15 protein-coding genes are annotated in these 22748 nt (G+C 64.4%); 11 read left to right on the forward strand and 4 right to left on the reverse strand.

The window, feature by feature from the left end; genetic code table 11:
• Nucleotides 1–35 precede the first annotated feature (35 nt).
• Nucleotides 36–1181 (reverse strand): ATP-binding response regulator, encoded by a 1146-nt coding sequence (locus D6Z24_RS04200; protein ID WP_129125270.1) that lies wholly within the window; start codon nt 1179–1181, stop codon nt 36–38.
• 45 nt (nt 1182–1226) lie between these two features.
• Nucleotides 1227–4652, reverse strand: a complete 3426-nt coding sequence (locus tag D6Z24_RS04205; RefSeq protein WP_129125271.1) for a CHASE domain-containing protein — start codon at nt 4650–4652, stop codon at nt 1227–1229.
• A 391-nt stretch (nt 4653–5043) separates the two neighbouring features.
• Here D6Z24_RS04205 and D6Z24_RS04210 point away from each other — a divergent pair, with 391 nt between their 5' ends.
• The 7 genes from D6Z24_RS04210 to D6Z24_RS04240 all read left to right on the forward strand — a co-directional run bounded on the left by D6Z24_RS04210 (nt 5044) and on the right by D6Z24_RS04240 (nt 14774).
• Nucleotides 5044–5727, forward strand: a complete 684-nt coding sequence (locus D6Z24_RS04210) for a response regulator (RefSeq protein WP_246014555.1) — start codon at nt 5044–5046, stop codon at nt 5725–5727.
• A 93-nt stretch (nt 5728–5820) separates the two neighbouring features.
• The gene (locus D6Z24_RS04215; protein ID WP_129125273.1) at nt 5821–8028 is read left to right on the forward strand and encodes an ATP-dependent helicase; all 2208 of its coding nucleotides are present in this window, start codon (nt 5821–5823) and stop codon (nt 8026–8028) included.
• Between the two features lie 54 nt (nt 8029–8082).
• Complete coding sequence (locus D6Z24_RS04220) at nt 8083–8817, forward strand: glycine zipper family protein (RefSeq protein ID WP_129125274.1); 735 nt, start codon at nt 8083–8085, stop codon at nt 8815–8817.
• Between the two features lie 133 nt (nt 8818–8950).
• On the forward strand, nt 8951–9919 hold the full coding sequence (gene pdxA, locus D6Z24_RS04225; RefSeq protein ID WP_129125427.1) for a 4-hydroxythreonine-4-phosphate dehydrogenase PdxA: 969 nt from the start codon (nt 8951–8953) through the stop codon (nt 9917–9919).
• A gap of 161 nt (nt 9920–10080) precedes the next feature.
• The gene (locus tag D6Z24_RS04230) at nt 10081–11055 is read left to right on the forward strand and encodes a transglycosylase domain-containing protein (protein WP_129125275.1); all 975 of its coding nucleotides are present in this window, start codon (nt 10081–10083) and stop codon (nt 11053–11055) included.
• 203 nt (nt 11056–11258) lie between these two features.
• On the forward strand, nt 11259–12332 hold the full coding sequence (locus D6Z24_RS04235; protein WP_129125276.1) for a response regulator: 1074 nt from the start codon (nt 11259–11261) through the stop codon (nt 12330–12332).
• An 18-nt stretch (nt 12333–12350) separates the two neighbouring features.
• Entirely contained in the window at nt 12351–14774 is a 2424-nt protein-coding gene (locus tag D6Z24_RS04240) for a diguanylate cyclase domain-containing protein (protein WP_129125277.1), read from the forward strand.
• 339 nt (nt 14775–15113) lie between these two features.
• Here the strand turns inward: D6Z24_RS04240 and D6Z24_RS04245 are convergent, their stop codons facing one another.
• Nucleotides 15114–16118 (reverse strand): hypothetical protein, encoded by a 1005-nt coding sequence (locus D6Z24_RS04245; RefSeq protein ID WP_129125278.1) that lies wholly within the window; start codon nt 16116–16118, stop codon nt 15114–15116.
• Nucleotides 16119–16419: 301 nt separating this feature from the next.
• Between D6Z24_RS04245 and D6Z24_RS04250 the strand changes: the two genes are divergently transcribed.
• The 3 genes from D6Z24_RS04250 to D6Z24_RS04260 all read left to right on the forward strand — a co-directional run bounded on the left by D6Z24_RS04250 (nt 16420) and on the right by D6Z24_RS04260 (nt 20518).
• The gene (locus D6Z24_RS04250) at nt 16420–18078 is read left to right on the forward strand and encodes a GspE/PulE family protein (RefSeq protein WP_129125279.1); all 1659 of its coding nucleotides are present in this window, start codon (nt 16420–16422) and stop codon (nt 18076–18078) included.
• A gap of 12 nt (nt 18079–18090) precedes the next feature.
• Complete coding sequence (locus D6Z24_RS04255; RefSeq protein ID WP_129125280.1) at nt 18091–19161, forward strand: type IV pilus twitching motility protein PilT; 1071 nt, start codon at nt 18091–18093, stop codon at nt 19159–19161.
• A 181-nt stretch (nt 19162–19342) separates the two neighbouring features.
• Nucleotides 19343–20518 (forward strand): aminotransferase, encoded by a 1176-nt coding sequence (locus D6Z24_RS04260; protein WP_129125281.1) that lies wholly within the window; start codon nt 19343–19345, stop codon nt 20516–20518.
• A gap of 12 nt (nt 20519–20530) precedes the next feature.
• Here D6Z24_RS04260 and D6Z24_RS04265 read toward each other — a convergent pair whose 3' ends face one another.
• Nucleotides 20531–21370, reverse strand: coding sequence for an alpha/beta fold hydrolase (locus D6Z24_RS04265; protein WP_129125282.1), 840 nt, complete (start codon nt 21368–21370; stop codon nt 20531–20533).
• Between the two features lie 273 nt (nt 21371–21643).
• Here D6Z24_RS04265 and D6Z24_RS04270 point away from each other — a divergent pair, with 273 nt between their 5' ends.
• Complete coding sequence (locus D6Z24_RS04270) at nt 21644–22744, forward strand: ABC transporter substrate-binding protein (protein WP_129125283.1); 1101 nt, start codon at nt 21644–21646, stop codon at nt 22742–22744.
• Nucleotides 22745–22748 lie beyond the last annotated feature (4 nt).

A 22748-nucleotide genomic window follows, 5' to 3' on the forward strand; every position in this document is an offset into this window, starting at 1 on the left:
GTGGGGTGGCGGTGCGTGGAAGTGGGACGGACAGATCAGGTGAGGGGGATGCCACTTCCGGCGTCCCCGCTTTCCCTGAGCGGGATGACGGCGCGGACCGTGGTGCCGGCGCCGGGGCTTCCCTTGATTTCGAAGCTGCCGCCCCAGCGGTGGGCGCGCTCCTGCATCCCGACAAGGCCGAGGGAACGGTTGTTGGCGGGCGCGCTGCCGATGCCGCAGCCGTTGTCGGCCACCTGCAGCAGGGCGCGCTCCTCGTCCAGGTCGAGCAGTATCTCGACACGGGTGGCGCCGGAGTGGCGCATGACGTTGGTCATGCTCTCCTGGAAGATCCTGAACAGCGACACCTGGCGCTCCTTGTCGATGGCGGTGTCACGCCGCGGGACAGCGAGGGTGCACTCCACGTGCCGGTTACGCATTTCCTGCACTTCCGCCTCTATCGCCGCAACCACACCGAGCTCGTCCAGCATCCTCGGGCGCAGGCCGGTGGTCAGGCGCCGCACCGTCCCGATGGTTGCGTTGATCACCTGGTCCATGGCCTCGATCTTACCTGCGACCGGCGTGTCTCCCTCGGGAGAGCGCCTTTTGAGCCAGGCGAGGTCGAGTTTCAAGGCGGTCAGCAGCTGCCCCAACTCGTCGTGCAGCTCCCTTGCGATCTCGATCCGCTCCTGCTCCGCTACCGTTTCCACCCGGGCGGCCAATAGCCGCAACTGCTGGTTGGACTTCTGCAGTTCCCCGGTGCGCTGGGCCACTTCCCGCTCCAGAAGCTCGTTTTTGTTGCGCATGAAATCGGCGGCGGCCTTCAGGTTCAATTGGGTCTTGATGCGTGCGAGGACGATGGGGGGGCTGATCGGCTTCGTGATGTAGTCGGCGGCACCGAGTTCCAGGCCGCGACGCTCGCTCTCCGGATCCGATTTCGCGGTAAGGAAGATGACGGGGATTTCTCTCGTGGCGGGATCGCTTTTCAGGAGACGGCACACCTCGTAGCCGTCGAGCTCGGGCATCATTATGTCGAGCAGGATGACGTCGAGAGGGCGTGCGTCCCGCGCGATCTGCAGGGCCTTCGCCCCGTTGGTGGCCACCCGCACCTGGTAGTCGTCCTTGAGCAGCTGTCCCATGAAGGCGAGGTTGTCCGGGGTGTCGTCGACGATGAGGACCGTCGGGCGCTCGTTCTTCCTGTTCATCAAACCCTCCTCGTTTCATTGCCCTGCCGCAATCGGCATCCGCTCTTACTTCGGGGCCTGTTGAAACCGCTCCATCATCGCTCCCAGCTGAACCAGCGCCCGGTCGAAGGCAAATGCCTCGACGTGTCGCGCGAGCTCCCGGGTATCGTCCAGCCCCGTCTCGGACAGCATGCCGCGCAATTCGTCGAAGCACTGTACCGCCTCGATGTCGTCATTGGCAAGCAGGTCATGCAGCCGCTGCATGCCGTCACGCAGCCGGGGCCAGGGAACGGCCGCCTCCGGCACCGGGTGCGCTCCCGGAAGGGACTGCAGGAAGGGGGAAACCTCGGCGACCTTCCTCTGCAGGTTCCGACAAAGCGGCAACAGGCCCTCCCTGGGCTGCTGCTCCCTCACCGCCATTTCCACCTCCCCCGCGGCCCGCTGAATGGCCGCGAGCCCGAGAGCCCCCGCGGTACCCTTCAGGTTGTGCGCGAGATGCCGTACCGCTGCAAGGTTCCCCTGTTCGACCGCCTCCTCGATGATCATGGCGTCCGCCGCGTGCGAGCTGCTGAAGCGCGACAGCATGGCGACGAGGCGCGCCGCATTGCCGCGGAAGCTGCGCAGCGCCGTCGCGACGTCCAACCCCGGAATGGCCATGATGAGGTCGTTGGCGCTGGTACCCTCCTCGTTCGTGATCCGGCCTTCCACCAGGCGCGGCGCGACGGCCGGCTTCGGCAGCCAGTTGAGCAGCGTGGCGTAGAGCTGGTTCGGATCGACCGGCTTGCTTAGGTGGGCGTTCATACCGGCGCGGCGGCACGCCTCCACGTCGTCTTCCAGGGCGTTCGCCGTCAGCGCGAGCACGGGTGCCGACCCGTACCCGGCAAGCTGTCGCAGTTGCTGCACCGTTTCGATCCCCCCCATCACCGGCATCTGCAGGTCGAGCAGCACGAGGTCGTAACGCTTTTGCCGGGCGAGTTGCAACGCCTTCTCGCCGTCGACCGCCGCATCCACCTCGAGCCCCACATGCTGTAAAAGGTCGATGATCACTTCCCTGTTGAGCGGGTTGTCCTCGGCAAGGAGGATCTTCTGGCCGGCATGGGGGGCAAGGCGTGCCTCCACGTCAACCGCCTCGGCCCGCGCCGTTGCCGCTGCTACGCTGCGATCGGTGACCTCGGCGCCGTCCACCAGGCCAAAAGGTGCCTCGAAAGAGAAGGTGCTACCGGCACCGTGGGTGCTCTCGACCTGGATGTGCCCACCCATCAGTTCCGCAAGGCGCTGGCAGATGGCGAGCCCTAGGCCGGTCCCGCCGTAGCGCCTGGTCGTGGAGCCGTCCCCCTGCTCGAAGGCGTTGAAGATCTTCTCCTGCTGCTCCGGTGTCATGCCGATGCCGGTGTCGCGCACCGAGAACCTGAGCCAGACCTGCTCCCCTTCGCAACGCATTTTCTCGCCGCGCAGCTCGATGGTCCCACGCTCGGTGAACTTGAACGCGTTGCTGACGAAGTTAAGCAATATCTGCTCCAACTTAAGGTCGTCGCCGTACACCCGGCGCGGGATGTTGCGTACGTCGACGATAAAATCCACCTGGGCCTGCTCGATCCGGTCCGCGAGTACCGAGCGGATCGTTTCGATGATGGAGGGGACGCCGAATACGGTAGGTTGCAGAGTCATTTTCTTGGCATCGATCTTCGAGAAGTCGAGTACGTCGTTGATGATGCCGAGCAGGTGCCGGGCGGCCCGGTCGATCTTGCAAAGCTGCTGGCGCTGCCGGCCGGTGGCGTCGCGGCGCATGAGATAGGCGATGCCGATGATGGCGTTCATCGGCGTGCGGATCTCGTGGCTTACGTTGGCCAGGAACTCTCCCTTGGCCTGGTTTGCCGCGTCTGCCTGTTCCTTCGCCTGCATCAGGGCTACGGTCTGTTCGGATACCCGCCGCTGGATGACCGATGTGCGTCCGGTCATGGCGAGCATCATGACCTGCAGGAGGGCGGCGAAGAGGAGCCCGATGATCCCGACGCTCCAGGCGATCCAGGACCGGTGCTGGGCCAGGTACTCGGCGGTGGGGAAGATGTCTACGATCCACTGGCGGTCGGCGATGGTGAGTTTGCCGTGCCAGGCGTAGGAATCGGCGGGCTGCCGCGCACTTACCGACTGGAAGAGGACGCGTTTTGGCGCAGGCGCCGCGGGATCGCTGACCCGCAGTTCGAGCCCCTCGGGCAACTGGTCGCGGACGGCGATGCGGATCATCTCGTCAACCTTGATGACGGCGACGGCGAAGCCCAGAGGCGAAGCGGGGTCGGTCGCGACCGCCGCCCCGGACCCGCGGTAGGCGGGGTGCATCAACAGTACCCCGACCCGTTTCTGCTGCTCCTGCACGAGCTGGATCGGCGCGGTGACCGCAGGGCGCCCGGTACTGAGGGCCTTGTCGATGGCCGCGCGGCGTATCGGTTCCGAGTTGATGTCGAAACCTATCGCGGGGAGGTTCCCGGCGATGGGAGCGATGTAGCCTACACAGACGTAGTGCGGGCGTGATCCGGCGGAGACGAGTTCTTTCCTGCCGTTTCTCTCGGTGATCCTGAAACTGCCGGTCGGTGATTTGGCCGCCATCGCGCTTTCGAAGCGGCTGCGGTCGGCTTGGGGCACGAAGGGGTTGAAGCTCAGCCCGAAGATGTCCGGGTTGTCGCGCAAAGTTATGCTGGTGAAATACTCGAACTGCCGGAAGGTCATCTCCGGGTTCATCTCGATCACCCGGCGCAGCGCGGCGAGGGCCTCCTGGTGCGCGATCAGGCGGTGATCGAGCAGCCGGGTCAGCTTTCTGCCGTGGTCGGCGATCTGTGCCTCCTGCTGTCTTTGCTCCCAGCGTGCGATGCCGAGGTAGGCCGCCGCGACCAGGATGAGCGTTACCGTCATCGGGACGGTGACGTTCAGCAAACGCTCCTTCCATGGAGATTCCCTGAGCAGGAAGATCAGGGTGAGCGGGGCGAATAGCACCACCCCCAACGTGTCGCCGCTCCACCAGCTCCACCAGGAGAAGGCAAGATCTTCGTTCGGGATGATGCCGGCCAGGTGGAGCGACGCGATTCCGACCGTGGCCGAGATGAGACAGGCGACCGGGCCGCTGCAGATGAGGAAGCAGGCGATATCCCGCTCGGATTCGAGCACGCGCCACTTCTCTCCCAAAAAGCGGATCGCCAGGGCTGCCGCGGCGTAAGCCTGCAGTGTCGCCCCGGTGCCGAGAAGCACGGCCACTACCGCAGAGTCCGCGTCCAACGTGCCGTGGTAACAGGGGGCGGCAAGGTTGATGAAGAGGGAGCCGAGCCAGATGCCGGGGAGGATGCGGTTGCCGAAGTAGAGCGTCGCGGCGACCGCGAGGCCGGCGGCGGGAAAGACCGGGCTCGCATAGCCCGGCGGAATGGCCAGGGCGAGGCCGAGGGCGCCTAGAACGGCGTAGGCCAGGGCGACGAGCGGTATGCGGGTCATGCTGTTTGCTGTCATAAAAGCGCTGCTCCATGCACGTGGGGACTGGCTCCGCAGGTGCCGGTCCCCTTTTCTATTGCAGCCGGGGAAAGGGCCGGGGGGGCGGCGGAAGATGATGCCAGATCAGGAAAGCTCTTGAAAGGTAACAATAATTGCTCCCGCCATATATAAGCTGCGGGCCCATTTTGATGTCGGAGTTTCTCTTACTTGTGGTTACGATGCTCTCACGACCGGAAAAGTCGAAAGTCCGGCACTTTGTGGGGTTTTTAAGGGTGGTCGGGGGGCGCCCTGCAGGCGCATGTGCGGACAGGCGCGGCTCCGTGGACTTCAGTACCTTGACTTGGCGTACGGTAAGTCGTATTTTATTTGAAAAATTTCTATATTCAAAATTTGTCCTCGCAGGGAGAAGATGCCATTGCAACCCACCATTCTGCTCGTTGACGATCTGCAGATGTTCCTCGAAATCGAGAGAGATTTTTTCCGGCATGCCGATGTAAAAATCGTTACCGCGCGCGACGGCGTCGAGGCGCTGGAGGCGGTGCAATCCCACAGTCCCCGCGTCGTTTTCATGGACCTGCAGATGCCCAACATGGATGGTGCGAGCTGCTGCAAGGCGATCCGCGCCACCCCGTCGCACGGCGACACCCCCGTCGTGATCGTCTCCTCAAGCTCATCGGAGTCGGACCGCGAAGAGAGCCTTGCCGCCGGCTGCAACTACTTCCTCACCAAGCCCGCCGGGCGCGACCGGTTTCTGGAGATCGCCCGCGAGTTCATCCCGGACATCGACCGCCGCGAGAAGCGCATCCCCTGCAGCCTCCCGGCCACCCTTTCCTGCAACGGGGTCTCCGCGCCCTGCACGCTGCACGACCTGGGTGTGGAGGGGGCGTATGTCGCTACCGACCTCGTCGCCAAGTCCGGGAACGTCATCCATGTCTCCTTTACCCTCCCCGACGGCACCGCCGTCGATACCCCCTGCAAGGTGGTCTGGACCTACGAGAGCGGGAAGACCCGTCCCAAGGGGATCGGCGTCAGGTTCGCGCTGCTCCCGAAACCGCTGCGGGGAGCGCTGGCCCGGGCCCTGGAGGAGCTGTAGGGAGATTCCCTTTTGACCTGAACGGGGCTTAGGTGGTATAAAGAGGCGCTTCCTCCCGGGGCGCCTAAGCCCCGGCGGGCCTTAAGGAAAACCATGAAACTGCTCCACAACCTGAACCCTCCGCAGAAGGAGGCCGTGCAGCACGGCGAGGGACCGCTCCTGGTCCTTGCCGGCGCGGGCTCCGGCAAGACCCGCGTCATCGTACACCGCATCGCCTACCTGATCCACGAGCGGGGCGTCCCCCCCTGGCAGATCCTGGCCGTCACCTTCACCAACAAGGCCGCAGGCGAGATGCGCGAGCGCATCCGGCACATGCTGGGCGACGGCGAGACGCCGCTCGTCTCCACCTTCCATTCCACCTGCGCCCGCTTTCTCAGAAACGACATCAAGAGCCTGGGCTACGACCCCAATTTCGCCATCTACGACGACAAGGACTGCGAACGCCTCCTGAAGGACTGCGCGGCCGAGCTGAACCTGGACGAGAAGCGCTATCCGGTGAAGCTCTTGGGAAGCTCCATCGACGAGTTCAAGAACCAGGGGATGACCCCTTTCGACGTCCCGGCCGATTCCCCCTATCAGGCGACGCTCGCCCGGGTGTACCGCTGCTACCAGGAGCGTCTCAAGCGCTGCAACGCGGTCGACTTCGGCGACCTGTTGCTCCTCACCGTGCAGCTCTTCGAAGAGCACCCGGAGGTGCTGGAAAAGTACCTGAAGCGCTACCGCTGGATCATGGTCGACGAGTACCAGGACACGAACCCGGTGCAGTACCGCCTGGTGCAGCTCCTCGCCGGGGAGAGGCAGAACCTCTGCGTGGTCGGCGACGACGACCAGTCCATCTACGGCTGGCGCGGCGCCGACATCCGCAACATCCTCGAATTCGAGAAGGATTTCCCGAACGTCAAGGTAGTGAAGCTCGAGCAGAACTACCGTTCCACCAAGAACATCCTGGACGGCGCCTGGCACGTGGTGCAGAAGAACCGGGGCAGAAAGCCCAAAAGGCTTTGGACCGACAACCCGGAAGGGGAAGCGATCGTCTACCGCACCCTCCCCAACGAGTGGGAGGAGGCGCGTCTGGTCTGCCGCGAGATCGAGCGCTTCCTCTCCGAGGGGGGGGATCTCTCCGAGGTCGCCGTCTTCTACCGCACCAACGCGCAGTCCCGCGTCATCGAGGACGCCATGGTGGCGGCGAGTGTCCCGTACCACATGGTCGGCGGCGTCCGGTTCTACGCCCGCCTCGAGGTGAAGGACATCCTCGCCTACCTGAAAGTGCTCGACAACCCGGCCGACGACGTCTCGTTAAAGCGCATCATCAACACCCCGCCGCGCGGCATCGGCAATACGACGGTGCAAAAAATCGCCGAATTCGCCAACGAGAAGGGGATCCCGTTCCACGACGCCATGCTGGAGGGGGCCTACGGGCCGCTGCTCCCCGCCGCCGCGAAGGGAAAGGTCGCCGCCTTCGTGAACGAGATGGAGGGTTACAAGGCCCTCTCCGAGAAGCTCCCGCTCTCCGAGCTCACCGCCGCCGTCATCAACGATTCCGGATATTACGCGCGCCTGAAGAGCCTTCCCCGCGACGAGGGGCAGGACCGCATCGAGAACCTGCAGGAATTGGTGACCGCCATGCAGGTCTACGAGAACGGGCCGGGCGAGAAGGGGCTTGCCGATTTCCTGGAGCAGGTGGCGCTGGTTTCCGACCTCGAGCACGAGGGGGACGGCAAGAAGGCTTCCGCTACGCTTATGACGCTGCACTCGGCCAAGGGGCTCGAGTTCCAGCTCGTCTTCATGATCGGCATGGAGGAGAAGCTCTTCCCCCACGCGCGTGCCCTTGAGAATCCGGAGCAGATGGAGGAGGAGAGAAGGCTCTGCTACGTCGGGATGACCCGGGCGAAAAAACGCCTGTTTCTTTTGAACGTGCGCCGGCGCCACATCTTCGGCCAGGAGCAGATGAACGCTCCGGCCCGCTTCATCGCGGACATCCCGAAGGAGCTCCTGGACGGGGGGGACCTCTGGCAGCGTTCCGAGCCCTCGCGCGACTTCTCTTCCTCCTCGCACAACCTGGCCTCCCTCTTCGAGGACGAGATGGAGCCGGAGGTGGCGGACAACGAGGTGCGCATGGTCCCGGAAGACGGCGAGGACGGCATCTGGGTGGGGATGAAGGTGCGCCACGCCCAGTTCGGTCCGGGCACCATCCGGAAGATCGAGGGGGAGGGGGACAACCAGAAGGTGATCGTCTGGTTCAACTCGCTCGGCGGGCCGAAGAAGCTCCTCGTGCGCTTCGCCGGGCTTGAGCGGGCCTGAAAACGGGTATATAGTTACTGCGGTGATACTAATGAGAATGCAAGGAGGCCAGTCATGAGAAAAGTAGCCGCCATGATGATCGCGATGATGCTCTTTTCCGGATGCACCCATTACAAGAGCCAGTACGTTTCCTTCCGTCCCCCCGAGGCATACGTGAACCACATGGAGCAAAGTGGTGTCTCCCTCGGAGGCGAGGCGTACGCGACCGCGGACTCCGCAGAGCAGGCCTTCGGTTTCGACATCAAGGGAGCGGGGCTTTTGCCGGTCATGCTCGTCATGGACAACAAGAGCGGCAAGACCCTGGAGCTCATGGCAGGGCAGACCTTCCTGGTGGACGAGGGGGGGAACTACTGGCCCATGGTCACCAACAAGGTCGCCTTCGACCGCCTGGAAAGCTCGACCCAGTTCGCCTCCTTCTTCGGCAAGGGTGCCGGCAAGGGGGCGCTGCTAGGCGCCGCGGCGGGTACCGTGCTCGGCGCCGCACTCGGCATCGTGTCCGGCAAGAGCGTGGCGGGGAGTCTCGGCAAGGGGGCCGCGATCGGTGCGGCAGGCGGCGCCATCATCGGCGGCACCCAGGAGGGGACCTCCAACGAGCGCGAGAACCGCATCTCGGACGACCTGAGGAGCAAGGGGCTGGAGGGACGTCCCATTCCCGCCGACAGCCTTTCCAACGGCTTCATCTTCTTCCCGGGCGAGGCCCCGAGCGCCAAGGAGCTGAGGCTGCAGTGGCGCGAGCGTGAGACCGGCCAGGTGCAGAAGCTGATCCTGCCGCTCAACGTGCGCAAGTAGGCTGCAAGGGGACTGGCTCCGTCAGGTGCCTGTCGTCCCCCTTTGGGAAAGCGGATAGGGGCTCAAAGGCCCCTATTCCTTTGTGCGGGCTTTAAAGGAGAACCCTTTGGAAAAACCGATCATAGCCCTAACTATGGGTGACCCGAGCGGCATCGGGCCGGAGATCATCGCCGCCGCGCTTGCCGACCCCGCCGTCACCGCGCTTTGCCGGCCGCTGGTCCTTGGTGACCGCGGCGCCATGGAGCGCGGCATCGCCGTCGCCGGCGTCGACCTTGCCGTCGTCTCAGCCCCGGACCTCATCCCTCACGCGGAAGCGGTCACGGGGACGCTCTACCTGCGCGAGCTCTCCTCCCTGGAACCCGGCCAGATGGAATTCGGCCGCCCCACCCCCGCCGGGGGTGACGCCTGCTACCGCTACATCTGCGAGGCCGCGAGGCTCTGCATGGACGGGACCGCGGCCGCCATGGCGACCGCCCCCATCAACAAGGAGTCGATGAACAGCGCGGGGCATCATTTCCCCGGCCACACCGAACTTCTCGCCGAGCTGACCGGCGGCCACGAAGTGGTGATGATGCTGGCCGGCGAGCGCCTGCGCGTCACCCTGGTCACCATCCACGAGGCGCTCTCCCGGGTCCCGGAACTCGTCACCTTCGAGCGTGTCCTCTCCACCATCCGGATCACCAACGCGTCGCTATCCCGCTGGTTCTGCAGGACACCGCGCCTGGCCGTGCTCGCACTCAACCCGCATTGCGGCGAGGGGGGGATGTTCGGCGACGAGGAAAGCCGCATCATCGCGCCCGCCATCGCGCAGGCCAGGGCGGAAGGGATCGATGCGAGCGGACCGCTCTCCGCCGACACCCTTTTCCACTTTGCCGCGCAGGGGGGGTACGACGCGGTGGTCTGCATGTACCACGACCAGGGGCTCATCCCGCTCAAGCTGCTCCACTTCGACGACGGGGTGAACGTGACCCTGGGGCTTCCCATCATCCGCACCTCGGTGGACCACGGCACCGCCTACGATCTCGCCGGCACCGGCCGAGCGAGCGCCGCCAGCATGAAGGCGGCCCTCGTCATGGCGGCGCGGATGGCGCGTCCAAGATGACAGCGACTATCCCATTACCCTCTCCCCTTGGGAGAGGGTGCCCGAAGGGCGGGTGAGGGCGTTGCAGCCAGCCGTGATCTTTGCCATTGACACCTCCCTCACCCCAACCCTCTCCCGAGGGGAGAGGGAGCTGTGGACCCACTTTAAAGGAATCGCATCACATGAACATGAAGAAATACCTCCGCTGGGGCGCCGCACTGCTCGCTCTTTATGTCGTCTATGTCGTCGTCTCATTGTTTTTCCTCCCGCCGGTCACCGCGCTCAAGAACAAAAAGACCAACATGACCATCCAGGTGAAGGACTGGCAGGGTAACTATCACCCCCTGGTGGTGGGGCCGAAGAACAAGTACTGGACCCCGCTCTCCCAGATTCCCTCCGAGATGAAGTGGGCGGTAATCCTCGCCGAGGACGCTTCCTTCTACAAGCACGAGGGGGTCGACGTGAAGGCGATAAAGGAGGCGATCAAGTACGACCTGGAGAAGCAGAGCTTCGCCCGCGGCGCCTCCACCATCACGCAGCAGGTGGCCAAGAACCTGTTCCTCTCCCAGGAAAAGACCCTGACCAGGAAGGCGAAGGAGCTCTACCTGGCGAAGCGGATGGAGCAGGAACTCACCAAGGGGCGCATCATCGAGCTCTACCTGAACGTGATCGAACTGGGGCCCATGGTGCACGGCATAGGGCACGGCGCACGCTACTACTTCGGCAAGTCCGCGGCGGCGCTCACCCCGCGCGAGTGCGCTTTCCTCGCCGCCATGCTCCCCGGCCCCCGCGTCGCCTACAACCCGTACAAGAACCTGGACAAGGTGCTCAAGCGCTCGAACATGATCCTGCGGCTTTTGGCCAACAAGGGGGTGCTCTCCTCCGGGGAATACCAGGCGGCACTGGCCGAGATGCCCAACATCGGCCGCCTGCAGAGAAAGGTCGACGAGAGCATCAAGCAGGTCGAGGTCATGGCGAACCGCACCAGCGCCACCGTACCGCAGGGCTTGTCGGACGAGCCGGGAACGGGGGGCGCCGAGACCTCGGGAGGTGCAGCCGGCGAGCAGCCTGCCGCAGGCGAGCCCGCGCCGGAAAAAGCCCCGGACGCAGGCGCTCCTCCCGCGAAGGAGGAGGCCCCGGCGCAGGAGAAGCAGTAGCGTCCCGGGAGTTCCCCCCTTCCTCGATCAGATCATCACCATCGAAAGGGGACTGGCACCTGCGGAGCCAGTCCCCTTCTTCACTTTCGTCCCCCTCCCGCCGCACCTCTTAGCCTTCCCTTAGAAAACTCCCCCTCAAGTTCCCATTAAATCTGCCGACATTACGTAAGGGAGCACGCATCGCCCAAACATCCGGAGAAGCTATGGAAACAACTGTGTCCGGTCGCGTCATCCTGGTTGACGACGACCCTTACGTCCTGGAGAGCGTCGCCCTGCTCCTGTCGGTGAGCGGCTTCGAGGTGCATCCCTTCTCGAACGGCATGGAGGCGTTGGAACTTTTGCGCCAGTCGCCGCCGGACGTGGTGCTGACCGACGTCAACATGCCCCAGATGACCGGTATCGACCTCCTGGAACAGGTGCACGAGTTCGACAAGGATATCCCGGTGATCCTGATGACCGCGTATGCGGAGCTGGAGATGGCGGTCTCGGCGATCAAGAAGGGGGCGTTCGACTTCATCATCAAGCCCTTCAAGACCCCGTACCTGATCTACGCCGTCGAGAAGGGGATCAACTACCAGCGCCTGGTCCTGGTCGAGAAGAACTACAAGGCCGAGCTCGAGCGCCAGGTCCTCGACAGGACCCGAGAGCTTGGGGAGGCGCTGGTGCAGATGCGCGCCATGAGCCGGGAGACCATCGAGAGGCTCACCGCGGCGGCGGAGCTTAGGGACGAGGACACGGGCAAACACATCGCCCGCATCGGCTTGTACGCGAAGCGGCTGGCCGAGCAGCTCGCCATGCCGCGCGATTTCATCGACGCCATCGCCATGTCGGCGCCGATGCACGACGTCGGCAAGATCGGCATCCCGGACGCCATCCTGCTCAAGGCCGGGCCGCTAAACGGCGAGGAGTTCGAGATCATGAAGGGGCACACCACCATCGGCGGAAAGATCCTCGCCGGGTCGAACCACATGGTGCTGCAAATGGCGGCCTCCATCGCCAATACCCATCATGAGCGCTGGGACGGCAGCGGCTATCCCGCGCGACTCGTCGGGGAGGCGACCCCCATGGAGGGGCGCATCGTCATGCTGGTGGACCAGTACGACGCGCTCCGGAGCAAGCGGGTCTACAAGCCCGCCCTTGACCACGACAGGACCGTGGAGATCATCACCAAGGGAGATGGCAGGACCATGCCGCACCATTTCGATCCGGAGGTCCTGGAGGCCTTCGCGGGGGCGGCGGGAGACTTCGAGCAGATTTTCGCCACCCACACCGACTAAACGAAGCAGACGACGGCAATGTCGAGGTTCAGCCTGAAAATAAAGCTGGCTGCGGTGGTCTTCATCCTGGTCGGCACCGTGAGCACCGGGGTCGCCGGGCTGGGACTCCTGTTCTTCATCCAGGAGTTCAAGGCCAGCACCGCTAGTCGCCAGTTCTCCGTGGTGAGCGCAATGGCCGGCGAGCTCGACGACCGCATCACCGCGGCGCAGCGGGAGCTCACCGCCGTCGCACTCAGTATCCCCCCCTCCATGGCGGGTGACGCCGCCGAATTGCAGCATTTCCTCGACGCCCGCCTCGACCTGCACCAGGTTTTCAGCGACGGCACCGCCTTCTTCTCGCCTGCCGGCACCCTCTTGGCCTACGCGCCGGGGGAGACCCCCCTCATCGGAAAAAGTTTCGCCACGCGCGAGTACTTCGTGCGCACGATCTCCTCAGGCAGGCCGTACATATCCCCACCCTTCACCTCGGCCCGGGGCGAGGGGCGTCAGGTCGTGATCTTCACCGCACCGGTCATGGGCGCCGACGGCAGCGTGATCGGGGTGCTGGGGGGTAAGGTGGAACTCCGGGAGGAGAATTTCCTGAGCCGGGTGGCCCGCATGCATGTGGGGGACGGCGGCAACTTCTTCCTCTTCAACGATAACCGCCAGATGATCGCGCACCCGGACCGGGAAAAGGTCGGCCTTCCCATGGTGCACAAGGGAGAGAAGGAACTCTTGGACCGGGTCATCGCCGGTTACGAGGGGAGCGGAGAGATGCTGAGCCCCTCGGGCGTCGCCGGCATCTACTCCTTCAAACGGCTGAAGACGACGGGGTGGATCCTCGCGGCGGAGCGCCCGCTCACAACGGCCTACGAGCCGATCGCCCGGGCGGAAAGGCTCGTCCTCTACAGCCTCTGTGCGCTACTGCCGCTGGCGCTCATCACCATCTGGCTCTTCGTCGGCCGTCTCACCGCTCCGCTTCTGATGTTCGCCGGCCGGGTGCGCGAGTCCGGGCGCGACGGGACCCCGTTCACGCCTATCCCGCTGCAAAGCGGGGACGAGATCGGCGAGCTGGTGCAGGCCTTCAACGCGATGATGCAGGAGCTGGCCAGCCAGCGGCGCCTGCTGGAGCGGGAGAAGAGCTTCGCTGAAGAGCTGTTGCAGCATTCCGCCGTTCCCTGCTTCGTCATCGATGCCCAGCACCGGGTCATCATCTGGAACAGGGCGATGGAGGAGCTGACCGGCGTGGGGGCATCGCGTCAGGTCGGCGGGGCCGAGCCGTGGCGCGCCTTCTACGGGCAACCGCGCCGGGTGCTGGCCGACGTGGTGGTGGATGGAGCGCTGCAGGAGATGGCGGATCTCTACCCCTGCTACGCGGACTCGGCCCTCATCCCGGAGGGGCTCCGGGCGGAGGGGTGGTACCGGCTCAAGGGGAAACAGCGCTACCTCTGCTTCGACGCCGCCCCGATCCGTGACGCCGAGGGGAACCTTCTGGCGGCGATCCAGACCCTGCAGGACGTGACCACGCGCGCCAACACCGAAGAGCAGTTGAGGAACATGGTCGAGGCGATCGGCGAGAGCGAGGAGCGCTTCCGCCGCCTGGTGGAGCTCTCCCTCGACGGCATCGCCATCCTCGTGGACCGCTGCTTCGTCTTCGTCAACCCGGCGGGGTGCGAGATGCTCGGGTGCGGGGTTCCGGAAGAGCTCATGGGGCGCGAGATGCGGGAGTTCATCCAAAGGGAGTCTGAGGAGGTCTTCCTGGAGCAGATGGGCTACGCGGAGTCGAGCGACACCACCGCGCCGTGGGTCGAGGAGAGGCTCTTGCGCAGCGACCGGACCGCCATCGAGGTGGAGCTCGGGGTGGGGCCCTTCGTGTACCGGGGACAGAAAGCGCTGCAGGTCATCTTTCGGGACATCACCGAGCGAAAACTCGCCAAGGCGCGTCTGGAAACGCTTGCCCACTACGACTCGCTCACCTTCCTGCCGAACCGGGTGCTCTTCTTCGATCGGTTGAACCACGTGGTCTCCGAGGCGAAGCGCTACCATCACCCGATGGCGCTCATGTACCTGGATCTCGACTGCTTCAAGGAGGTGAACGATCGCTTCGGTCATGCCGCGGGGGACGTGGTGCTCGTGGAGGCGGGACGCCGCCTCAAGGATTGCGTGCGCGCCTGCGACATGGTGGCGCGCATGGGAGGGGACGAGTTCACCATCATCCTGAGCAAGATGGCGGAGCCGCAGGACGCGGCGGTGGTTGCGGAGCGGATCATCGCGGCGTTCTCGATCCCCTTCCAGTTGGAAGGGGAGGAGGCGTCGGTCGGGGTGAGCATCGGCATCTGCATCTACCCCGTCAGCGATACCGATATGGATGGCATGGTGCGTTGCGCCGACGGCGCCATGTACCGCGCCAAGCAGGACGGCAAGAACGTCTACCGCTACTGCGAGGCGCCGTTGGGCGCATAGGTTCGTTGTCGAATCCGCAACGACGGCAGGTGTGTCAAGAAGCGCTGCAGGTGACCTCGCGCTCCCCCTCTTGCGAAGGGGGGACGGGGGGCAGGCTCCCCCTTTGCGAAGGTTTCGGGAACTCCGTGGAACGAGGACAGGTGTGTCCACGAAGCGCTGCAGGTGACCTCGTGCTCCCCCCTTTGCGAAGGGGGGACGGGGGGGATTTTTTGCTCTGTAATTCCCGAAGCATCGTTCCTACGGTCCACCGTGGGAACGATTTTCCTTTGGTCTCACTCTGACGTCGGCTTGCGCGCCAGGTGCTTCGGCAGCTCTTGCATGATCTAATCAGACCATCGTTTAAACCCTGAGGCTCTCCACCGCCGCCTCGTCCAAGGCGTTGGCCGTTACGAACTCGCTCTCGACGCCGTCGCAGGTGACTGCGATGGTGGCGGTTTCACCCGGCTCCGCCTTGGTGTAGCGCAAAAGGATCTGTGCCGCGCGCTCGAGGAGCTCGGGAGAGCTCTCCCCCATGAGCGCCGCGAGCGGGCTCTTGCCGTCCTTCCAGCGCAGCGCCGCCTCGCCCGCCTGAATGTTGCGCTCGACGAGATCGTTCTCCGCCTCGTTTCTACCGACGATAACCTTGGTGCGACGGCCGATCCTGAAGTGGCGCCCGAGTTTCAGGAGCCTGAAGTCCCTCATGTTCAGTTCGTCCGAGTTGTCGAAGACGTCGCGGATCTTGCCGACAAAGGAGAGCTCGGTCAACAGGCACCCGCCGGCCGGGCAGGGGTAGTTTTTCACGTCGAGCTCCTCGGCGAGCTCGAACTGCTCCTTCCTGGAGCGCCCCGAGATGGAGAGGAGCTTCTCGCGGTCCACCCACCCCTGCTGCTCGGGGATGGTCGGGTTGAAGTGCTTCGCCGAGAGGGGGCGCAAGAGGAGCCCCTCGAGGCCGCTCTCGCGCTCGATCACGCGCAGCGTGTCGCGGCGCTGGCTCATGGGGCGCTGGCCCAGCACCTCGCCGGTGATGACGAAGTCGGCGCCCGATTCCTCCATGTACTGTTTCGCCTTCTGCAAAAGGAAGATGCGGCAGTCGACGCAGGGGTTCATCCCCTTGCCGTAGCCGTGCTTCGGGTTCCTGACGATCTCGAGGTAGTCGGTTCCCTTGTGCATCACCTTGATGGGGATCTTGAACTCCTCCGCGACCCGGACCGCTTCCGACTTGCAGCCGGCGTTCTTTCCGGTGCAGGTGCAGAAGGGAGAGGTGAAGTTGAGCGCCTCTACTGCGATCCCCTGTTCGAGGAGCACCTTCACGGCGAGGGTGGAATCAAGTCCGCCCGAGAGCAGGGCGATGGCTTTTCTCTGCATGCAAACTCCTTATTCAATTGACAATTGAGAATTGGCAATTGACAACTTGTTGTCTTTTTCAGTAATGATGGCAGTGACTTGCAACGCGACTTACGGATAGTCAGGAAGGGGATCTGCGTTGAGGTTCTGCTTGTAGAGGTACGTGGCAATAGGCTTCTATGCCTGCATCAAACGTGGCATTGTCAATTGTCCACTGTCAATTGTCAATTGATTTGTGTCTTGCCATTGTCAATTGTCATTCGAAGCGTTTTCGGGTACATTTCCGTGGCACCGCCATCTGCAGGAACCCGGAGGTAATGCAATGAACGGGCTTGTCAAGGAAGGATCCATCGGTGAGGTCCTTTTCAAATCGCAGATCATCACCGAACATGAGTTGAGGGCCGCCCTCGAGGCGCAGAAGGTCTCGGGATGCCGGGTCGGCGAAGCGCTGGTCCGCATGGGGGTGGTCACCCAGGAGGACATCGACTGGGCGCTCGCCAACCAGCTGAACATCCCCTACGTACGCCTCAAAAAGGAGAACATCGACCCCGCCGCCGTGGAGAAGGTCCCGGGTGAGCTGGCGCGGCGTTACAGCCTCTGTCCGGTGGTGCTTACCGGCACCGAGCTCTCGGTCGCCATGGCCGACCCGCTCGACAAGGGCGCCATCGAGGAACTCTCCCGCGTCACCGGGTGTCACGTCAACATCTCCGTCGGTCTCATCCGCGAGATCCGCGAGATGCACGAGATCCTCTACGGGCCCGACGTCACGGAGCCGGAACTCGGTTTCTCCTCGGGGCTTTTCAGCGCGGCCGTTCTCTCCTCGATCAACACGGACCTCACCTGCGCGACCCTTTTGAACCACCTCCTCTTGCGCGTGGTGCAGCAGAAGTTCGACAGCCTTGCCCTGCAGCCCCTGGGGGAACGGGTGCGCTTTCTCGCCCGCGCCGGGAGAAAGACCACCGAACTCGGCAGCCTCGCCGGGACCCACTACGCCCTTCTCACCGAGCGCATCCGGCGCCTCTGCTCGCTCCCCGCTGCCACCCAGGGGGCGGCGAACGGCGTGCTCAGGTTCGTGTTGCAGGGAAAGAAGATCCCCTTCCAGGCGCTCCTCATGGCTGGGGACGGCGGCGAGTACGTGACGCTCAGGCTGCACGTGAGCGCGCCGCAGCTAACCTCCTTCGACGACCTGGGGCTCGCCCCGCGGCAGCGCGCCGACCTCGACGCCCTTACCGGCGTCCGCGACGGTCTCATCCTCTTCTACGGCAGGGAGCCGGAGACGCGCGGCAGGCTCATCGACCTCTTCCTCGACTCGTGCGACCACACCGACCGCAACGTGATGATCGTGGGTGAGCGGCTCGGGCGCGGCAGGGTGCGCTTTCCCCGCCTCCCCCTGGCGCGTTGCATCGCCGACGACACCGCCGCCGTGGTGACCCGGGCCATGGACCACGATCCCGACACCCTCGTCATCGAGGACATAACCGAGCTTCCCGCCTTCATCGCGGCGAGCAAGGCGGTGATGCGCGGCAAACTGGTGCTTGCCGGGATCTCGCACGGGAGCAAGGGTGAGGTGCTGAAACAGCTTCTCTACCTGATCCAGAAGAACTTCCTGATCCCGACCCATCTGAAGGGGGTGATCGGCTGCCGCAGCGTTTTCCTCCTCTGCCCCGAGTGCAAGGAACGCTACGTACCCGCACCGGAGGAGTCGGCCGCACTGAGGCTTCCGGCTGCCGAGCGCGCCTCTTTCCGCCCCGTCGGCTGCCCGGCCTGCGACCAGACCGGCTACCTGGGGAGGAAATACCTCCTGGAGGTGCTCCGTTTCGACGGCGAGCTCCTGGAGGCGCTTGAGATGATCCGCAACAGCGACGAGATGCTCCGCTACTTAAGGGAGTCCGGCTTCCGTGGCGTGGCCGAAGAGGGGCTCGAGCTCCTCGAGCGCGGGGAAATCTCCCCGGGCGAATATGTCGCCTCGATACTACTGTGACGGAGATGAGATATGGCAAGGATTGATGCGCTGTTCAAGCTGATGCACGATGCCGGGGCTTCCGATTTGCACCTCTCCGCGGGCTCTCCCCCGATTTTCCGTTTGCGCGGCGAAATGGAGCGTCAGAACTTCAAAACGCTTTCCCACGAGGAGCTTAAGGCGATCCTCTTCGAGATCCTGACGCCGAAGCAGCGCGAGACCTTCGAGGAGAAGCACGACCTCGACTTCGCCTACTCGGTACCTGGGCTGGCGCGCTTCCGCGGCAACTACATGTTGCAGCACCGCGGCATCGCGGCCGTGTTCAGGATCATCCCGAGCAAGATCCTCTCGGCCGACGATCTGGGTCTTCCCGACGGTATCAGGAACATGACCAAGCTAAGGAAGGGGCTCGTGCTCGTCACAGGGCCTACCGGGAGCGGCAAGTCCACCACCCTTGCCGCCATGATCGACCTGATCAACAGCACGCGGCGCGAGCACATCCTGACCCTCGAGGACCCGCTCGAGTTCATCCACGAGAACAAGATGTCGCTCTTCAACCAGCGCCAGATCGGCGAGCATTCCGAGAGCTTTTCGAGCGCTTTAAGGGCGGCGTTGAGGGAGGACCCGGACGTGATCCTGGTAGGCGAGATGCGCGACCTGGAGACCATCGGCCTCGCCATGAGCGCCGCCGAGACCGGGCACCTCGTCTTCGGCACACTGCACACGAGCTCCGCCGCGAAGACGGTGGACCGCATCATCGACGTCTTTCCGAAGGACGCCCAGGAACAGGCGCGCGCCATCCTCTCCGAGTCGCTCAAGGGGGTCGTCTGTCAGCAGCTTTTGAAGACCGCCGACGGGAAGGGGAGGGCGGCCGCCCAGGAGATCATGGTCTGGAACCCCGCGGTCGGCAACCTGATCCGGGAAGGGAAGACCTTCCAGATCCCATCGATCATGCAGACCGGTCGAAAGGACGGGATGCAGCTTATGGACCAGCACATCCTCGATCTTTTGAAGACCAAGCGTGTGAGCCCGGAGGAGGCGTACCGCTGCTGTCAGGACAAGCGGCAGTTCGAGCAGTACCTCACCACCCCCCCCGAGCATTAGTCTTTTGTGGACGGCCCCCCGGAAACGGAGGGGCCGTTTTTTTGTCCGAGGGTCGGACCCGTCCGACCCGTCCGACCCGTCCGACTGGTCCGACCCGTCCGACTGGTCTGACGTTGAACGTTGAACGTTGAACGTTGAACGTTGAACGTTGAACGGCTTTTGCCGTTGCAGGAGCTGCCGCATGAAGTTCCCGGTTTCCCCCCTGGTGCGTGGAGTGCACCCGCCCCCCATCTCCGAGGTGAAGGGATGGCTCGCCGCGGCGAGCCCGGAACTCCCCCTCATCGACCTCTGCCAGGCGATCCCCGACTACCCGCCCCCCCCCGAGCTGATCGACCACCTGGAAGAGGTGATGCGCGACCCGCTCACCTCGCGCTACAGCATCGACGAGGGGCTCCCCGAGGTGCGCGATGCGGTCTGCCGCGGCTACCGCGAACTCTACGGCGCCTGCATCGACCCCTCCCGGATCTGCCTCACCATCGGCGCGAGCCAGGCGCTGTGGCTCGCCATGGTGACCCTGTGCCGCGCGGGGGACGAGGTGATCGTGCAGCTCCCCGCCTACTTCGACCACCCCATGGCGCTCGCCTCCTTGGGCATCCGCTGCGTCTTCGCCCCCTTCGACGAGAAGACGGGGGGACTCCCGGACCTCGCCGCCATAGAGGCGCTCATCACCGACAAAACACGCGCCATCCTCATCGTCACGCCGAGCAACCCGACCGGTGCGGTGACCCCGCCGGTCACGGTGCGCGAGCTCTACGCGCTCGCCCGCCGCCGCAACCTGGCGCTCGTCCTCGACGAGACCTACAACAGCTTCATCACCGGCGGCGTGAGACCGCACCGGCTCTTCGAGGACCCGAACTGGGGGGACCACTTCGTCCACATCGCCTCCTTCGGCAAGACCTTCGCCCTCACCGGCTACCGTGCCGGGATGCTCGCCGCCTCCAAGGAGTTCATCGGCCACGCCCTCAAGGTGCAGGACACCATGGCGGTCTGCCAGCCGCGGGTGACCCAGCACGCGGTCAAATACGGTTTCGAGCACCTGGGTGAATGGGTCGCGCGCAACCGGGTCATGATGGAGCGGCGCCACGAGGTGTTCCGTGCCGAGATGGAGAAGGCGGGCAACCCGTTTCGCCTGGTGGCGAGCGGGCCGTTCTTCGGGTGGGTGGCGCATCCGTGCAGCGGGAAGACCGGCCGCCAGGTCGTGAAGCGGCTGGTGGAGGAGGCGGGGATGCTGCTTTTGCCGGGCGAGGTGTTCGGCCCCGGCCTGGAAGGGTACCTGCGCCTCGCCTTCGGGAACGTCACCGAAGATGCCATTCCCGAGGCGGTGCGCAGGTTCAGGGAGTTCGAGGTGTCGTCCTAGGCTCCTTGCTTCCTACAGCGCTTCCTGCAGAAAGTCGATCAGCCCGTCGTTCACCTCTTCGGCGTGGGTCCAGTTGAGGCCGTGCGGCGCGCCGGCGACCACGACGAGGCGGCTTCCCGCCACCGCCTCGTGCGTCCGGCTCCCGGTGGCGGCGAAGGGGAGGATCCGGTCGTCGTCGCCGTGGATCACCAGGGTGGGGATCTTGATGCTCAGAAGGTCGTCCCTGAAATCGGTGAGCCAGGAGGTCACGCAGGCCAGGGTCCCGATGGGGGACGCCCCCGCCGCGATGTTCCAGCCAAGACGCAGCACCTCCTCGCTTACCTGCCTCCTCCCCAGGGCATGCACGTTGTAGAAATTCCCCAGAAAGCTCGTCAGAAAAGAGAGCCGGTCGCGCCCGATCCCCTGCCGGATCCCCTCGAAGATGCTCCCGTCAAGCCCGGCGGGGTTCTCCGGCGTCTTCAGCAGAAACGGGGGCACCGCCCCCATGAAGACCGCCTTTTGCACCCGCTCGGCACCGTAGCGGCCCAGGTAGCGCGCGACCTCGCCCCCACCCATCGAGAAACCGACCAGCACCGCGTCGCGCAGGTCGAGTGCGTTCATCAGCACGTTTAGATCGGCGGCGAGCGTATCGTAGTCGTACCCGGTGGACGGCCTGCCCGACCCCCCGAACCCGCGCCGGTCGTAAGTGACCACCCGGTACCCTGCCTTCAGCAGCGCCGGCACCTGTTTCTCCCATGACCGGCTGCTAAGCGGCCAGCCGTGGATCAAAACCACCGGCTGCCCCTGTCCCATGTCCTCGTAGTACAGGTCGATGCTGCAGGAGTTCTCCTTCCCCACGGTGATGAAACTCATCGCTATCCTCCTTCTGGGGCGCTTTTTAGGCCCCGGCTTGGATGGGCGCTGCGGCACAAGCTGTTCAGATACAGCATTTTACCTTCAAGTCAACCTTCCTCCACACTTTCCCAAGCGGTGCGCAATCACCTATTTCCTTGTCCACTTCCCTTGTGTCATCTTATATTGCCAAACCCGCACTATCTGTGTGGAAAATGCTCAAGCTATCTCTGTCCATCGCCGATCAGTAAACCAACTTCACGTGTCATTGATTCTGTCTCAAACAGGCGACTGATGAACCAATCTCCTATTGCCATCCGCTATGCAGTCAAAGTGATCTGGGTGATGCTGCTTCTGCAGTTCTTTGCCGTTGCGGCTGCCGGTGCGCCCTTGGCTTCCAAAGTAACAAGGCCCGCCGCGGAGCCGACGGTGATCACCTTCGTCTATTTCCCGATGGCGGTCCCCGTCGCCGTTCTCGGGGAAACGCTGAAAAGGGACCGCCTGCTCAAGCGGGAGCTGGAGCGGGCCGGCTGCAGCATCGCGTTTCGCACCCTGGCCAAGGGAGCCGATGCGGTCCCGCTGGTGCACAGCCGCCAGGTCGACGCGGTGATGTTCTCGGACATGCCCGCCATCGAGGCGGCAAGCTCGAGCGACCTCGTCATCGCGGGGACGGTGAAGCGGAGCTATTCCTCGGTGCTCGCGCGCAGCAACGTGGTGCTGGAGCAGCTGGCCGGGAAAAAGGTGGGTAACGTTCCCGGTTCCACCTCCCACTATGCCTTGTTGCAGGCGCTCGCCTCGGTCCGCCTCTCGGAGCGCGAGGTGAACCTGGTCCCCATGGAGTTGCAAAAGCTGCCGGAGGCGCTGGCACAGGGGCGTATCGACGCCTTCGCCGCCTGGGAGCCGACGCCGACCATGACCATGAAGAAGTACCCGGGACAGTTCTGCGTCATCTACCGTCAGGTGAGCCTTTCCTTCTTCGCCCTTTCCGGAGGGCTGCTGCAGGTTAACCGTCCCGCGGCGGACGCGCTCTTGGCGGCTCTCATCCGGGCCGTGCGCTGGCTCAAGAAGGGGAGCAACCTGAACACGGCCAGCCGCTGGGCGGTCCAGGGGATGACGGCCTTCAGCGGCAGGAACGCGGAGGTCACCGCCGCCGACATCGCGGCGATCACCCGCAGCGACCTCCTCGACGTCCCCGCGGCACCGCTCATCTCAGCCGCGGACCGTGACCCGAACTCGAACCTGCTGCGCGAGTTCGACTTCCTGAAGAGCATCGGCAGGATCCCGGCCAACGCCTCGCGTGAGCGGGTTCGTTCCAGCATCCGTCCCGATCTTCTGGAGTCCGTCCTCGGCAGGCGCTCGCGGTTTCGCCTGACCACCTTTGACTACGCGCCGTGAGCGC

The organism is Geomonas oryzae (assembly GCF_004117875.1).
GTDB lineage: Bacteria > Desulfobacterota > Desulfuromonadia > Geobacterales > Geobacteraceae > Geomonas > Geomonas oryzae.